Origin of the sequence: Microbacterium xanthum (genome assembly GCF_034531355.1) — a bacterium.
GTDB lineage: Bacteria > Actinomycetota > Actinomycetes > Actinomycetales > Microbacteriaceae > Microbacterium > Microbacterium xanthum.
Genome location: NZ_JAWHUE010000002.1, coordinates 430,678 through 444,609, shown reverse-complemented (window position 1 = coordinate 444,609; position 13,932 = coordinate 430,678). Strand labels below are relative to the sequence as shown.

Genomic DNA, 13,932 nt, shown 5'->3' with positions numbered 1-13,932 from the left:
CGCCGGCGGGCGCCGAGCCGTCCACGATGACCTCTCCCACGCCGCGCCCGAAGACGACGGGTCTGCACAAGGGCGACCCGGCGCCGGGATGCGCCAAGGTCGACCCGATCATCGTCGCCGACAATGTGCGCCGCTCGTTCGGTGGCGTGCACGCCGTCGACGTCGATCACCTGGAGGTCCCACGCGGGGCGATCACCGCCCTCATCGGGCCGAACGGCGCGGGAAAGACCACCCTGTTCAACCTCCTGACCGGGTTCGACAAGCCCGACGAGGGCACGTGGAGCTTCGACGGACGCGATCTCGCGGGCGTGCCCGCCTACAAGGTCGCCCGGATGGGCCTGGTGCGCACGTTCCAGCTGACCAAGGCCCTGGGCCTGCTCACGGTGCTCGACAACATGAAGCTCGGCGCGACCGGTCAGCGGGGCGAGAGCTTCTGGGGCGGCCTGTTCCCGCCGCTGTGGCGCAAGCAGGACAAGGACATCGAGACCCGTGCGACGGGGATTCTGAAGAAGTTCAAGCTCGACACCAAGTCGGCCGACTTCGCCGCGAGCCTGTCCGGCGGTCAGCGGAAGCTCCTCGAGATGGCGCGCTCGCTCATGACCGACCCGACGCTGGTCATGCTCGACGAGCCCATGGCCGGTGTGAACCCGGCGCTGACCCAGTCGCTGCTGGACCACATCCTCGATCTGAAGGACGAGGGCATGACGGTGCTGTTCGTCGAGCACGACATGCACATGGTGCGGCACATCGCCGACTGGGTGGTCGTGATGGCCGAGGGCAAGATCGTGGCCGAGGGCGACCCGCACTCGGTGATGAAGGACCCCGCGGTCATCGACGCCTACCTCGGCGCACATCAGGACGTCGACCTCGGCGAGGTCACCGGTCGCATCCCCGTGCAAGGCGAGGGCTCGGTCTCGCCCGGCGTCTCCAAGGCCGACATCGAAGCCGAGGCCGAGGCGGAGCTCGCGGCCGAGGAGGCCGCCCACTCCGCCAAGCGGCGTCACGACGAGGAGGATGCCCGATGAGCACCGCCACCACCACCGACACGGTCGTCTCCGTCGATGACGTGCACGCCGGCTATCTGCCCGGCGTCAACATCCTCAACGGCTGCAACCTCGTGGCACGCCAGGGCGAGCTGATCGGGATCATCGGACCGAACGGCGCGGGCAAGTCGACGCTGCTGAAGGCCATCTTCGGGCAGGTGAACGTCCGCAGCGGCACGGTGACGCTCGAAGGCGACGACATCACCGGCCTCAAGGCGAACAAGCTCGTCGCCCGCGGCGTGGGCTTCATTCCGCAGACGAACAACGTCTTCCCCTCGCTCACGATCGAGGAGAACCTCCAGATGGGCCTGTATCAGCGCCCGTCGGTCTACGCGGAGCGCCTGGAGTTCGTCACCGGCATCTTCGCCGAACTCGGCAAGCGCCTCAAACAGCGCGCAGGGTCACTCTCCGGCGGTGAGCGCCAGATGGTCGCGATGAGCCGCGCGCTGATGATGGACCCGAAGGTCCTTCTTCTGGATGAGCCCTCGGCGGGCCTGTCCCCGGTGCGGCAGGACGAGGCGTTCATCCGGGTGTCGGAGATCAACAAGGCGGGCGTGACCTGCATCATGGTCGAGCAGAACGCCCGTCGGTGCCTGCAGATCTGCGACCGTGGCTACGTGCTCGACCAGGGGCGTGACGCGTACACCGGTTCTGGACGCGAGCTCTTGAACGACCCCAAGGTCACCGAGCTGTACCTCGGCACGCTCGGGGCCTGATCACGCGAAGGGTCCGCGGCTTCCAATCCGGGAGCCGCGGACCTTTCGCGCGCGGGCGGGAGTAGGGTCGGCGCCATGAGCGACGATGCACACCTCGACCTGGGCGCTTTCTCGGTGAGCCTGGCCGTCCGCGACCTGGCCGCCTCCACCGCCTTCTACGAGAAGCTCGGCTTCGCCTCGATCGGCGGGGATCCCGCCTCCGGGTGGCGGATGCTGCGCAGCGGCGGCACGGTGATCGGTCTGTTCCAGGGCATGTTCGACCGCAACATCCTCACCTTCACCCCCGGCTGGTCGGCCGAGGGCCCCACGGGTGCGCCCTTCACGGACGTGCGTGACCTGCAGCGCGCGATCCGCCAGCGGGGTGTCGAGATCGTCGACCCCGTCGACGACGCCGGCGACGGACCGGCGAGCGTCACCGTGATCGACCCGGACGGCAACCCGGTCCTCATCGATCAGCACGTTCCCCGCCCCACGTCCGAGGCGTGACCGCCCCCCTCACGGGGTGCGTACGGGAAGACCCCCGGGAGCCGAAGCTCCCGGGGGTCTTCCGTGGGTCGGCGGGGCTCAGCCCTGCCAGGCGGCGTAGGTGTTGTCGTCGCCGTACTCGTAGATGCCGATCGACGCCTCGGTCGGGTCGCCGACCTCGTCGAAGGTGATCGGACCCGAGACACCGTCGTAGTCGGCGGTGCCGCCGCCCACGATGATGTCGGCGCACTCGGCGTACGACGTGCAGGTCTCACCGTCGCCCGAGCCGCCGGACACTTCCTGCAGCGCCGCGGCCATGTCGGCCGGGTCGGTCGAGCCGGACGCGAGCGAGGCGAGGGCCAGCAGGATCGTGGCGTCGTAGGACTCCGCCGCGTAGCTGTACTCCTCGAGCGGGTCCGAGCCCTCGGCCTCGAGGAAGGAGTCCAGCTCACCGGTGAACTGACCGAGCGTGTCGATCGAGAGACCGGGCAGCGTGCCCTTCGCGCCGGTGAGCGAGCCCTCGGGGAACTCGTCGCCGAAGTTCGACAGGTTGCCGTCGACGAAGTACATGCTCTCCGCCGGGAACTGACCGAACAGGCTCGGCAGGATGGTGGTGATCTCCTCGAACGTGATCAGGGCGATCGCGTCGGGGTCCGCCGCCAGCACCTCGTTGATCTGCGCATCGAAGGTCGTGTCACCCGTGTTGTACGTCGGCGCGGCCACGACCTCGCCCCCGGCGGCCTCGAAGGCCTCGGTGACGTATCCGGCCAGGCCGGTGCCGTAGGAGTCATTCAGCACGATCATGCCGAGGGTCTGGGCGCCGTCGGCGGCGATCAGGTTGCCGAGCACCTCGCCCTGCAGCACGTCCGACGGAGCGGTGCGGAAGTACAGGCCGCCGTCGTCATAGGAGGTGAACGCGTCGGAGGTGTTGGCCGGCGAGAACTGGATGACGCCGGCACCGGTGACCTGGTCGATGAACTGCAGCGAGACGCCCGAGGAGGCCGCACCGATGATCGCGGAGACGTCCTCGCCGAGCAGGCGCGGGATCTCGGTCTCGTAGGCCTTGTTGTCGGTGTCGCCCGAGTCGCCGTAGACGACGTCGATGCTGAGGCCCGTGGTGTCGGAGACCTCGTTGATCTGCGAGGCGGCGTAGGCCACACCCGCCTCTTCCGGCGGTCCGAGGAACGCGAGGTTTCCCGTCTGGGGAAGAGCCGTTCCGATGGTCAGGGTCATGTCTTCGACGGGACCGGCCGCGTCGCCGCTGTCTCCGCTGTCGTCACTCCCACCCCCGGCACAACCCGCCAGGACGAGAGCGCTCACACCGACGACGGCCAGGCCGCCGAGAGTGGTCGCGCGCGAACGTGTGATGACGCTCATGTTGCTCCTTGCTGTGTGTGTTTTCCACGGGAAGGCTCGGGCGCCCACCCAGTGATCACAACCTAGCCGCGTCGACGTCTCGCCGATGTTGCCGTTCGTTAACGATCTGTAACGGACGCCGCGAGAAGGTCACGATCCGGCAACGGCGACTTTGCACGGAATCCCGCGCGCGGCTCGCGGAATACCCACCGGGGGTATCGTGTTGGGCTGAGAGCCGGGACCCCGGCGATCGACGGACAGGAGGCACCATGAGCTCCCCCACCACCCACTACCTCGTCACCGGGATGACCTGCGACCACTGCGAACGGGCCGTGGCGGAAGAGGTCTCCCGCATCCCGGGTGTGACCGCGGTCGAGGTCACCGCACCCTCGGGACGCCTCACGGTGAGGACCGACGGCACCGCGCTGGCCGACGCCGACGTCTTCGCCGCGGTGGACGAGGCCGGCTACGCGGCGTCTCGCGCCTGATGCCCACCGCTCACGGGGCGCCGACCGCGGCGGTCGACCTCGATATCCAGGGGATGACGTGCGCATCGTGCGCCGCACGCATCGAGAAGCGCCTGAACCGACTGGAGGGCGTGAGCGCCACGGTCAACTACGCCACCGAGCGGGCACACGCGGACCTGCCCCCGGGTGTGGACGCCGACAAGCTGATCGCCGAGATCCGGCGCACCGGCTACGACGCGAGCATCCCCCACCCGGAGGCCGACGACGACGCCCGGGCCGCGGCGGCGGCGCGGGGACTGCGGACCCGGCTGCTGGTCGCCGCGACGCTCGCGATCCCGGTGATCGCCCTCTCGATGGTTCCGGCATGGCAGTTCCCGGCGTGGCAGTGGGTCTCCCTCGCCCTCGCCCTGCCCGTGGTGACCTGGGCGGCCTGGCCGTTCCATCGCGCCGCCGTGGTGAACCTGCGCCACGGCAGCGTCACCATGGACACGCTGATCTCGCTCGGCGTCACCGTGGCGACGCTCTGGTCGCTGTACGCGCTGCTGTTCACTCCGGCGGGAATGATCGGGATGACCCACGGCTTCGAGTGGTTCGCCTCCTCCGAGCCGGCGGTGTACCTCGAGGTCGCCGCCGGGGTGACCATGTTCCTTCTCGCCGGCCGATACGCCGAAGTGCGCGCCACGCGGCGGGCAGGAGCCGCCCTGCGGACGCTGATGGAGCTCGGCGCGAAGGACGCGGCGGTCCTGCGGGACGGCGCCGAGGTCCGCGTGCCGATCGCCTCGCTGCGCGTCGGCGACGAGTTCATCGTGCGCCCGGGCGAGAAGGTGGCCACCGACGGGATCGTCGTCTCGGGCGACAGCGGCATCGACACGGCTCTCGTGACCGGCGAGTCCGTACCCGTCGACGTGTCCGCGGGCGACGACGTCGTCGGCGCGACCCTCAACGTCGGTGGCCGGATCGTGGTGCGCGCCACGCGCGTGGGCGCCGACACGCAGTTGGCGCAGATGACGCGCCTGGTCGAGCAGGCCCAGTCTCGCAAAGCCGACGTGCAGCGCCTCGCCGACCGCGTCTCTGCCGTGTTCGTGCCCGTCGTCATCGCCGTCGCGCTGGCAACGCTGGTCACGTGGCTCGTGTTCGGCGGCTCCGTGCAGGCCGCCTTCACCGCCGCGGTCGCCGTCCTCATCATCGCCTGCCCGTGCGCACTGGGCCTGGCGACGCCGACGGCCCTGATGGTCGGCACCGGTCGCGGCGCGCAGCTGGGCATCCTCATCACCGGGCCCGAGGTGCTCGAATCCACGCGCACGGTCGACACGATCGCCCTGGACAAGACCGGGACCGTCACCAGCGGCCGCATGACCGTCACGGACGTCACGCCGACCCCGGGCACGGATGCGGACGAGGTCCTCCGTGCGGCGGGAGCGGTCGAGGACGCCTCGGAGCACCCGCTGGCACGCGCGATCTCCTCGGCGGCGCGTGCCCGATTCGGCACGCTTCCCACGGTCGAGGCGTTCACGGGGACCGCGGGCACCGGGGTCGCCGGCGTGGTCGACGGGCGACGCGTCCTGGTCGGTCGCGACGCGTTGCTGCGGGCCTGGGGCATCGACGCGCCCGCCGGGGGCGGCCCGGATCGCACGACCGTGCTCGTCGCGTGGGACGGTGAGGTCCGCGGCACGATCACGCTCGAGGACACCGTCAAGGCCACCAGCGCCGAGGCCGTCAGCCGACTGCGCGCTCTCGGGCTCGAACCGATGCTGCTCACCGGCGACGGCGAGCAGGTCGCTCGTCGGGTCGCGGCACAGGTCGGCATCGACCTCGTCGTGGCCGAGGTCCTCCCCCACGACAAGGTCGCCGCGATCCGCGCACAGCAGGAGCAGGGTCGGACGGTGGCGATGGTCGGGGACGGTGTCAACGACGCCGCCGCCCTCGCGCAGGCCGACCTCGGCATCGCGATGGGCACCGGAACGGACGCCGCGATCGCCGCATCCGACCTCACCCTGGTGCGCGGAGACCTGCTCGCCGCGGTGGACGCCCTGCGGCTGTCGCGGGCGACGCTGCGCACGATCAAGACGAACCTGTTCTGGGCCTTCGCGTACAACACCGCCGCGATCCCGCTCGCAGCCCTCGGGCTGCTCAACCCCATGATCGCCGGCGCGGCGATGGCGTTCTCGAGCGTCTTCGTCGTGGGCAACAGCCTGCTGCTGCGCCGCTTCCGCAGCACCGTCCCCGAGGAGCTCCGATGACCGACACCACCTCGCACACCGAGGAGTCCCACGCCCATGGCTACATCACCGACAAGGATCGCTATCTCAACCGTCTCAAGCGGATCGAGGGGCAGGCGCGCGGCATCCGCACGATGGTCGAGGATGAGCGGTACTGCATCGACATCCTCACCCAGATCAGCGCCCTCACGAGCGCACTGGACACGGTCGCCCTGGGACTGCTCGACGATCACCTGAGGCACTGCGTGGTCGATGCCGCCCGCGCCGGCGGCGTCGAAGCCGAGACGAAGCTCGCCGAAGCGTCGCAGGCGATCGCACGCCTGGTGCGCTGAGCCCGCCGAGCGGCGGACCGAGGAACGCGGGCGCGCTCAGGCGAGGTCGGCGACGTCCGCGACGGCTCGGCGTGACCCCCGCGCTGCGATCACCGAGTCGATCGACAGCACCGCGAGCGCGATCCACACGAGAGCGAATCCGATCCAGCGCTCGAGAGGCATCGGCTCCTGCAGGATCCACACCCCGATGGCGAACTGCAGGATGGGGGTGACGAACTGCAGCAGCCCGATCAGCGTCAGCGGCACGCGGCGCGCGCCCGCGGCGAAGAACAGCAGCGGCGTCGCGGTCACCACCCCCGCGAGCAGCAGCACGACCGCGTGCGCGGGTCCGGCGGCGCCGAGCGTGATACCCGTGCTCATCGCGACCAGCGTCAGCTGGACCACCGCGACCGGAGCGAGCCAGAGGGACTCCAGCGTCAGACCGCTCACGGCGTCGACGGAGGGCCCGATCCGCTTCTTCACGAGCCCGTAGAGCCCGAACGAGGCCGTCAGCGCCAGCGCGATCCAGGGGAACGCGCCGTAGCCGACCACGATGACCACGACCGCCACGGCGGCGACGGCCACCGCCGCCCACTGCGCCGGCCGCAATCGCTCCCGCAGGATGACCACGCCCAGCAGCACGGTGAAGAGCGGGTTGATGAAGTATCCCAAGCTCGTCTCGATCACGTGGCCGGTGAGCGTCGCGAGGACGAACACCTGCCAGTTGACATAGATGAGCAGGCCCGCGGCGACCGTCCACAGCGCCAGGCGCGGCGAGCGCAGCACGGCGCGCAGCCGCGGCCACGTGCGGGCGGCGGTGAGCAGGATCGCGCAGAACACCAGTGACAGCAGGATGCGCCACGCGACGACCTCCCATGGTCCCGTGGGCGCCAGTGCGATGAAGTAGAGCGGCAGAAAGCCCCAGATGACATAGGCGGAGAATGCAGAGATCCCCCCGATGCCACGGGCGCGTGCCGGCTCATCGGCCACCGTCACGCCGGCAGTCGCCGCAGCGTCCTCACCGAGGTGCGGAGCCTCCCCGGTGGCGTCGTCGGGGACCGGACCCGACACCTCTGGACTCACCGGCTCATCCTACGGCCGCACGCCACCCCGGCAGGCCCGGAACGGACGGAGGGCCCGGATGCCGAAGCATCCGGGCCCTCCGTCTACGCGGGTGTCTCAGCGGACGACGACCGCCAGAACGTCACGCGCCGACAGCACCAGGTACTCGTCGACACCGAACTTCACTTCGGTGCCACCGTACTTGCTGTAGATGACGCGGTCGCCGACGGCGACGTCGAGCGGGACGCGGTTGCCGTTGTCATCGATACGACCGGGGCCGACCGCCACGACCTCGCCCTCCTGGGGCTTCTCCTTGGCGGTGTCGGGGATGACCAGACCGCTGGACGTGGTCTGCTCGGCCTCGACCTGCTTGATGACGATGCGGTCCTCGAGCGGCTTGATGGAAACCGACACGGGTCTACCTCTGCTTTCCTATGAGACGTCAAGACTCGTTAGCAAACTCGGACTGAGAGTGCTAACAGCAAGTCTAGGGAAGCGTTGGCACTCTTGCAACGCGAGTGCCAGATTTCGCTCGAGTGGTATCACCGAGGCCCTGGTCGACTCCCCTCCTATGTGTGTACGATGACACCACCGAGACCGGGTCAGCTGGGTGACCTGGCATCGGATGCAGACGACGGCGTTCGCCTCACGGGCGCGACACCGGTCTGCCGCACTGGGAACAACTGGGACTAACACGGGCTCTCGCCAGTCCGCGCCCGATCCGTGGGGGGATCATGGCAACGGCGTATTTTCTGGGTATCGATGTCGGAACGAGCCGGACGGCCGCCGCGACGGCGCGCTCCGCGCCCGACGGAACACTCGACACCCGCAGCTTTCCGCTCGGACGCAGCAGCGACAGCGCCCCGTCGTCGGTGTTCGTCACCACCGACGGCCTGCTGTTCGGTGACGCCGCGGAGCGACGCGGCATCAGCCAGCCGGACCGGCTGATCCGCGAGTTCAAGCGCAGCATCGGCGACGACGTGCCGTTGTCGGTCGGTGGGCGCACTCTGCCCTCCGACCTGCTGTACGCCCACACCGTCGCATCGGTGATCGAGACCGTGATCCAGCGGGAGGGCGGTTCGCCCGACGCCGTCATGCTCACCCACCCGACCGGGTGGGGCGGACACCGGATCGGATTGGTGCGTCGCGCTCTCGAACGCGCCGAGGTCGGCGACGTCTCGCTGATCACCGAGCCGGAAGCCGCCGCCCGACAGTACGAAGCCGGGAGGGTGCTCGAAACGGGACGGTCGCTCGCCGTCTACGACCTGGGCGGCGGGACGTTCGACTCCGTCATCCTGCGAAAGGACGACGCGGGCGGATTCGCCCCGATCGGCACCGCATCCGGAATCGACAACCTCGGCGGCGCCGACTTCGACGATGAGGTGCTCCGGCACGTCCTGCGCACCGCCGGTGTCACCGCCGCCGATCTCCAGGCCGACGACACGGACACCCGCCTGGCGCTCTCGCAGCTGCGCCGCGAATGCGTCGACGCCAAGGAAGCTCTCTCGTTCGACTCGGACGTCACGATCCCGGTCCTGCTGCCCACCGGCGCGTCGAGCGTGCGGTTGACCCGCGCCGAGTTCGAGGACATGATCGCCCCGGCCGTCGCGCGGACCGCCGACACCCTCGAGGACACCCTCGACACCGCCGGCCTCGCGCCCGACGATGTCGAGAGCATTTTGCTCGTCGGCGGCTCATCCCGGATTCCGCTGGTCGCGCAGATGCTGTCGGAGCGATTCGACCGTCCGATCGCGATCGACGCCGATCCGAAGTCCTCCATCGCGCTCGGCGCGGCGCGCGCCGTTGCACCTGCCGCGGTGCCGACCATCGGTCTCGCCGTCGTGTCCGCCGGCGCCGCCGCCCTCGACACGGACGCCGCCGCCGGTCCGACAGCCGCCGACCCCGCGGCGGCCCCGAACGTCACTCCGATCGCCCCGCGCAGATCGCGGGCGATCCCGATCGCCGCCTCCGCGGCCGGGGCGCTCGTGCTCGCCAGCGGGCTGGTCCTGGCCAACGCGACGGGTCTCGGAAACAGCACCCTCGCCGCCGATACGAGCCCGCAGTCGCTGAGCCAGTGGCTGGGGATGGAGTTGGCCAGCAGCTCGCAGCGCGCCGTCGAAACCAGCGACCCCGAGGCCGCCGGCGAGGAACCCGCCGCCGCGGCTCCGAAGCAGGCACCTCAGCCGAAGGCCGACACCGGCGGGTGGACCACACCGCGCAGCAACCCGATGGCCCATAACACCCGGACGACCCCGACGTCATCGTCCTCGAGCGCGACGCAGGGTCGGCCGTCACCGTCGAAGTCCACACCGCCCCGCTCCACCGGGTCGTCGGGGTCCGGGTCCGCCGGATCGAGTGGTTCGAGCGGCTCGAGCGGTGCAAGCGGCTCCGCCGGCTCCTCGGGGTCCTCGGGGTCCTCGGGGTCCACGGGTTCCGGTGGGTCGTCGACGCCCCCGCCCGCCTCGACGCCGACACCGACGACGCCGAGCTCCACGCCGACACCGACGACGCCGAGTGCGACGCCGACGCCGACCGCCACGTCGACCCCGACGACGGACCCGACCCCGACGACCGACCCGTCACCCACCACCGATCCCTCGCCCTCGAGCGACCCGACGCCGGCGCAGACGACGCCCCCGGCGGCCGAGCCGACCAGCGATCCCTCGCCGTCGACGTCGAGCGCGCCCACGACCGCGCCCGATCCGACCCCCTCCGAGACCCAGACGACTCCCCCGACGTCACCGAGCCCCGAACCGTCCGGCACGACGGTGGCGGGCTGACGTGCGGGGGCGGAGATGAACAGACTCGCCGACACCACCGATCCGGCGGTCGAAGCGCTCCCCCGGGCTGCCCATGCGCTCGGCGCTCTCGACGACCTCGTCACGCGCAGACCCCCACTGCGCGCCGCGATCGTCGGGGGCGCCGGCTCGGGCAAGTCGGACGCGCTGGCCTATCTGCGCACGCGACTCGAGCGGGAGGGCCGGCCCACTCGCGCCCTGTCGCCGCGCATGGAGGTCGCGGCCGTCGAGGACGCCGTGACGCTCCTGGTCGACGACGCACAGGAACTCGACGACGCGCACCTCGGCGCGCTCCTGGACCGTGCGAACCGCCCCGAAGCGGGCCTCGTGATCGCCTACCGGACGTGGCCCGCCCCCGCGGCTCTGGTGGAGATCACGCGGATCGTCGAGCACGACAGCCCGCCTCTTCTGCTCGGCGAGGTGACCCTCGCCGAGGTGCGCACCGACCTGATGTCGGCCGACGCCGGATGCGCTCAGCACATCCTCGACGCCACCGGCGGCATCGCGTGGCTCGTGGCGGCGTGCGTGGAGGCCCACGACCTGCAGGACTGCACCGCCGACCCCGAGCATCGCGAACTCGCGCGCGTGGTCCACCGCCGGATCCGGCATCGCCTGGACACCGTCTCACCGGCCCTCCGGCGCCGCATCGAGGTCCTGAGCCTCGGAGCCCGCGACCGGGTCGGGACCGAGGACATCGATTCCGCGGGGGTGGTGGCCGAGGGGTGCGCCGAAGGGCTGCTCACGGCCAACGGCCGCCCCGTGCCCCTGGTCGCCGAGGTCGCCCGCGCGAGCACGTCTGTCGATGTCCTGATCGAGCTCATTCGGCACGGGTCGCTCGACCTCGTCCCCGGTTCCGATCTCGCGGCGTGTCTGGACGGGGTCGTCGACCCGGCGCTGGGCGCCGCGATCGCCGAGCGTGCCCGTGCCGAGGTCTCCTGCGATCCGGCACGCGCCGCGGTGCTGTTCGAGCGCGCCGTCGCCTGCGGTGTGCCGGAGTCCGAGATCGCAGCGGTACGCGCCCATGCTCTGTGGGCTGCCGGGGACGGCGACAGCGCCGGGCTGCTGCTCGCCGGCGTGGGGATCGGCAGGGATCACGCCGACCACGACCTGGCCGCCGACATCCTCGCGGTCACGTGGGCCGATCGCGGAATGATGACCGTCGCCGACCACACCTATCGCGCGATGCCCCCGACCTCGGCGGCGGGGGGCACGCGGGCTCTCGTCGCCGCAGCCGGCGCAGGCGCCATCGATCCGCCCCTGGCGCCCCTCCCCGAGCGGGCGCCGAGCGGTCCCGCCGCCCCGTCGACCCTCGGCGTCGCCCTCGACCTGCTCGATCGGGGACTCCGCGCCACGCTCAGCGGCGAAAGCCCCCGAGAGGCCGTCGACGACCTTCGGCGGGCCGCCGACCTCTCCTGCGCCGCCCGTGACACCGCGCCGACCCCCGAGCTTCCCGCCGTGATCGCCGCGACCGCGGCGATCGGCATCGGCGACCTTGAGCTCGCGCACACCGTTGTCTCCGACGCGCTCGGGCACAGCGAACGGTGCCGCCGCTGGCGCCCGCGGCTCCTGCTGTGGAACGCGTGGATCGCGGTGCAACGCGAGCAGGTCGCCGAGGCACGGCGATCGCTCTCGGAGGCGACCGGCGACGAGGCGGCCCTCACGGCACGCGACGAACTGATCGCGGCGGCGATCACCGTCGAACTCGCCCGCCGCTACGACGACGCCGCGGCCCTCTCCGCCGCGTGGGAATCGCTCAAGAGCAGCGTGCGCCGCGTGGAACCCGACCTGTACACGCTGCTGCCGCTCAGCGAGCTGGTCATCGTCTCGGCGCGCCTGGGCGACGCCGACTGGATGCAGCCGGCGTTCCGCGACGCACTGGGCCTGGTCGACCGCCTCGGCCAGCCATCGGTGTGGGCCACCTCGCTGCACTGGGCCGGCATCCAGCGCGGAATCCTGCAGAACCGCCCCGACGACCTGGCGCCGCACGCGAAGGCGCTCGTCGACGCGGCCCGCCGGAACCCGTTGGCTGCCCGCATGGCGCAGGCCGGGCGCGTGTGGACCTCCGTGCTCGCCGGCACGATCGACCCGGATGCGGTCGAGGCCGCCGCCCGCGGGCTCGCCACCGTGGGCCTGGCGTGGGACGGGGCTCGCTTGGCCGGCCACGGCGCGCGTCGCAGCAAGGACAAGAAGGTGGGGGCGCGCCTGCTCGCCTGCGCGCGCGAACTGCACCCGCGGGAGACCCCGGCACCGCGCGAGGCGGCCACGGGGCCGGTGTCCACCGCCTCGGTCGGCGGACTCAGCGAGCGGGAACAGGAGATCGCCCACCTCGTGGTGCAGGGACGCACGTACGCCGAGATCGGCGCGGAGCTGTTCATCTCGCCGCGCACCGCCGAGCACCACATCGGGCAGATCCGCCGTCGGCTGGCGGCGACCTCCCGCTCCGACCTGCTCGCGAAGCTGCGTGTCGCCCTGGGTGCCACCGAAGGAGCCCCACGATGACCCCGGTCACGCACTCCGGACCCCTAACGGCCCACCGAATCTTTCGGGCAAACCCCCGATTCCGAACCTCGCATATCTGCATAGCCTCGAGATCGAGTCTCGAAACGACAGGAGACAGACCATGACCACCCCGCTGGCGACCATCGCCGATGCACTGATCGAGTTCATCCTCAGCCTGCTGCGCGACCCGGAGGCGGCCGCGGAGTTCGAGGCGGACCCCGAGGGCACCCTCGCGGCGAACGGCCTGTCGGACATCTGCGCCGACGACGTCCGCGCCGTCGCACCTGTCGTGGTCGAACGCCACGACGTCCACCCGAACCCGCATCCGCACCCCCACCCGCCGGGCCCGAAGCCCACGCCGGTGGAGGAGATCAACACGATCACGCAGACGTTCACGATCGACAACCGGGCGACCATCGTCGATCAGTCGGTCAACCAGAACATCTGGGCCAACGGCGACGTCAACCAGATCTTCGACAACGAGGCGATCGTCAACAGCGGCGACTACGGCGCCGCAGCCGGCGAAACAGCCAGCGTGGACACGTCCGACACCGACATCGAGACCGGCGACATCGCGATCGGCAACGAGACGACCGATGTCGACATCGACGGCTCGTTCAACGACGAGTCGACGAACACGAACACCGAGACCGACGCCGCGATCGACGAGTCGTTCAACAGCGAGACCGACGAGGCTTCCGCCGACGTCAGCGTCGACGAGTCGTTCAACGACACGTCGGCGGAGGTCGACAACACGCAGACGACCGTGAACAACGGCAACGTGGGCGGCGATGTCGCGGTCGAGAACGAGGTCGCGGTCGAGACCGCCTCCGTCGAGAGCGATTACGGCTACGAGGCCGACACCTCCGCCGACTTCGTCGAGGAGCCGATGGAGATGGAACTCGAAGAGCAGCCGTAAGGCGCGCTCGTGTCCCCAGATCGCAGGCCCCCTCACCCGCGCGCCGAGGCCTCGTCGCGGCGCGCGGGTGAGGTATC

Annotated in this window: 12 protein-coding genes; 9 read left to right on the top strand and 3 right to left on the bottom strand. The window is 70.8% G+C overall.

Annotated features, from left to right (window positions below):
- Positions 1–26: 26 nt before the first annotated feature.
- The 3 genes from RZO50_RS07665 (at position 27) to RZO50_RS07655 (ending at position 2,245) form a co-directional block, all read left to right on the top strand.
- Positions 27–1,025: an ABC transporter ATP-binding protein gene (locus RZO50_RS07665; RefSeq protein ID WP_322599123.1), complete on the top strand. Its 999-nt coding sequence runs from the start codon at positions 27–29 to the stop codon at positions 1,023–1,025.
- Entirely contained in the window at positions 1,022–1,759 is a 738-nt protein-coding gene (locus tag RZO50_RS07660; protein ID WP_322599122.1) for an ABC transporter ATP-binding protein, read from the top strand. Before RZO50_RS07665 ends, RZO50_RS07660 begins: the two co-directional genes overlap by 4 nt.
- A gap of 75 nt (positions 1,760–1,834) precedes the next feature.
- Positions 1,835–2,245 (top strand): VOC family protein, encoded by a 411-nt coding sequence (locus RZO50_RS07655; RefSeq protein ID WP_322599121.1) that lies wholly within the window; start codon positions 1,835–1,837, stop codon positions 2,243–2,245.
- Positions 2,246–2,323: 78 nt separating this feature from the next.
- Here the strand turns inward: RZO50_RS07655 and RZO50_RS07650 are convergent, their stop codons facing one another.
- Entirely contained in the window at positions 2,324–3,601 is a 1,278-nt protein-coding gene (locus RZO50_RS07650) for an ABC transporter substrate-binding protein (protein WP_322599120.1), read from the bottom strand.
- Positions 3,602–3,849: 248 nt separating this feature from the next.
- On the opposite strand from RZO50_RS07650, the gene RZO50_RS07645 reads away from it, so the two are divergent.
- From RZO50_RS07645 to RZO50_RS07635, 3 genes are read left to right on the top strand one after another with little or no spacing between them, the layout of a single operon-like run.
- Entirely contained in the window at positions 3,850–4,068 is a 219-nt protein-coding gene (locus RZO50_RS07645) for a heavy-metal-associated domain-containing protein (RefSeq protein ID WP_322599119.1), read from the top strand.
- Positions 4,068–6,287 (top strand): heavy metal translocating P-type ATPase, encoded by a 2,220-nt coding sequence (locus RZO50_RS07640; RefSeq protein ID WP_322599118.1) that lies wholly within the window; start codon positions 4,068–4,070, stop codon positions 6,285–6,287. Before RZO50_RS07645 ends, RZO50_RS07640 begins: the two co-directional genes overlap by 1 nt.
- Entirely contained in the window at positions 6,284–6,598 is a 315-nt protein-coding gene (locus tag RZO50_RS07635; RefSeq protein ID WP_322599117.1) for a metal-sensitive transcriptional regulator, read from the top strand. Before RZO50_RS07640 ends, RZO50_RS07635 begins: the two co-directional genes overlap by 4 nt.
- Positions 6,599–6,634: 36 nt before the next feature.
- On the opposite strand, the gene rarD is transcribed toward RZO50_RS07635, so the two are convergent.
- Together rarD and groES are read right to left on the bottom strand one after the other, a co-directional pair.
- Complete coding sequence (gene rarD, locus RZO50_RS07630) at positions 6,635–7,573, bottom strand: EamA family transporter RarD (RefSeq protein WP_322599570.1); 939 nt, start codon at positions 7,571–7,573, stop codon at positions 6,635–6,637.
- Positions 7,574–7,756: 183 nt separating this feature from the next.
- Complete coding sequence (gene groES / locus RZO50_RS07625) at positions 7,757–8,053, bottom strand: co-chaperone GroES (protein WP_194424000.1); 297 nt, start codon at positions 8,051–8,053, stop codon at positions 7,757–7,759.
- A gap of 320 nt (positions 8,054–8,373) precedes the next feature.
- Between groES and RZO50_RS07620 the strand changes: the two genes are divergently transcribed.
- The 3 genes from RZO50_RS07620 (at position 8,374) to RZO50_RS07610 (ending at position 13,855) form a co-directional block, all read left to right on the top strand.
- Complete coding sequence (locus tag RZO50_RS07620; RefSeq protein ID WP_322599116.1) at positions 8,374–10,419, top strand: Hsp70 family protein; 2,046 nt, start codon at positions 8,374–8,376, stop codon at positions 10,417–10,419.
- 15 nt (positions 10,420–10,434) lie between these two features.
- Positions 10,435–12,936, top strand: a complete 2,502-nt coding sequence (locus RZO50_RS07615) for a LuxR C-terminal-related transcriptional regulator (protein WP_322599115.1) — start codon at positions 10,435–10,437, stop codon at positions 12,934–12,936.
- 121 nt (positions 12,937–13,057) lie between these two features.
- Entirely contained in the window at positions 13,058–13,855 is a 798-nt protein-coding gene (locus tag RZO50_RS07610) for an IniB N-terminal domain-containing protein (protein ID WP_322599114.1), read from the top strand.
- Positions 13,856–13,932: the final 77 nt, after the last annotated feature.

Excerpts from the sequence above, each read along its gene's own strand:
- RZO50_RS07635 (WP_322599117.1), top strand. The coding sequence starts at position 6,284 with ATGACCGACACCACCTCGCACACCGAGGAGTCCCACGCCCATGGCTAC.
- RZO50_RS07655 (WP_322599121.1), top strand. The coding sequence starts at position 1,835 with ATGAGCGACGATGCACACCTCGACCTGGGCGCTTTCTCGGTGAGCCTG.
- RZO50_RS07665 (WP_322599123.1), top strand. The coding sequence starts at position 27 with ATGACCTCTCCCACGCCGCGCCCGAAGACGACGGGTCTGCACAAGGGC.
- RZO50_RS07620 (WP_322599116.1), top strand. The coding sequence starts at position 8,374 with ATGGCAACGGCGTATTTTCTGGGTATCGATGTCGGAACGAGCCGGACG.
- RZO50_RS07650 (WP_322599120.1), bottom strand. The coding sequence starts at position 3,601 with ATGAGCGTCATCACACGTTCGCGCGCGACCACTCTCGGCGGCCTGGCC.
- RZO50_RS07660 (WP_322599122.1), top strand. The coding sequence starts at position 1,022 with ATGAGCACCGCCACCACCACCGACACGGTCGTCTCCGTCGATGACGTG.
- RZO50_RS07615 (WP_322599115.1), top strand. The coding sequence starts at position 10,435 with ATGAACAGACTCGCCGACACCACCGATCCGGCGGTCGAAGCGCTCCCC.
- RZO50_RS07640 (WP_322599118.1), top strand. The coding sequence starts at position 4,068 with ATGCCCACCGCTCACGGGGCGCCGACCGCGGCGGTCGACCTCGATATC.
- RZO50_RS07610 (WP_322599114.1), top strand. The coding sequence starts at position 13,058 with ATGACCACCCCGCTGGCGACCATCGCCGATGCACTGATCGAGTTCATC.
- RZO50_RS07645 (WP_322599119.1), top strand. The coding sequence starts at position 3,850 with ATGAGCTCCCCCACCACCCACTACCTCGTCACCGGGATGACCTGCGAC.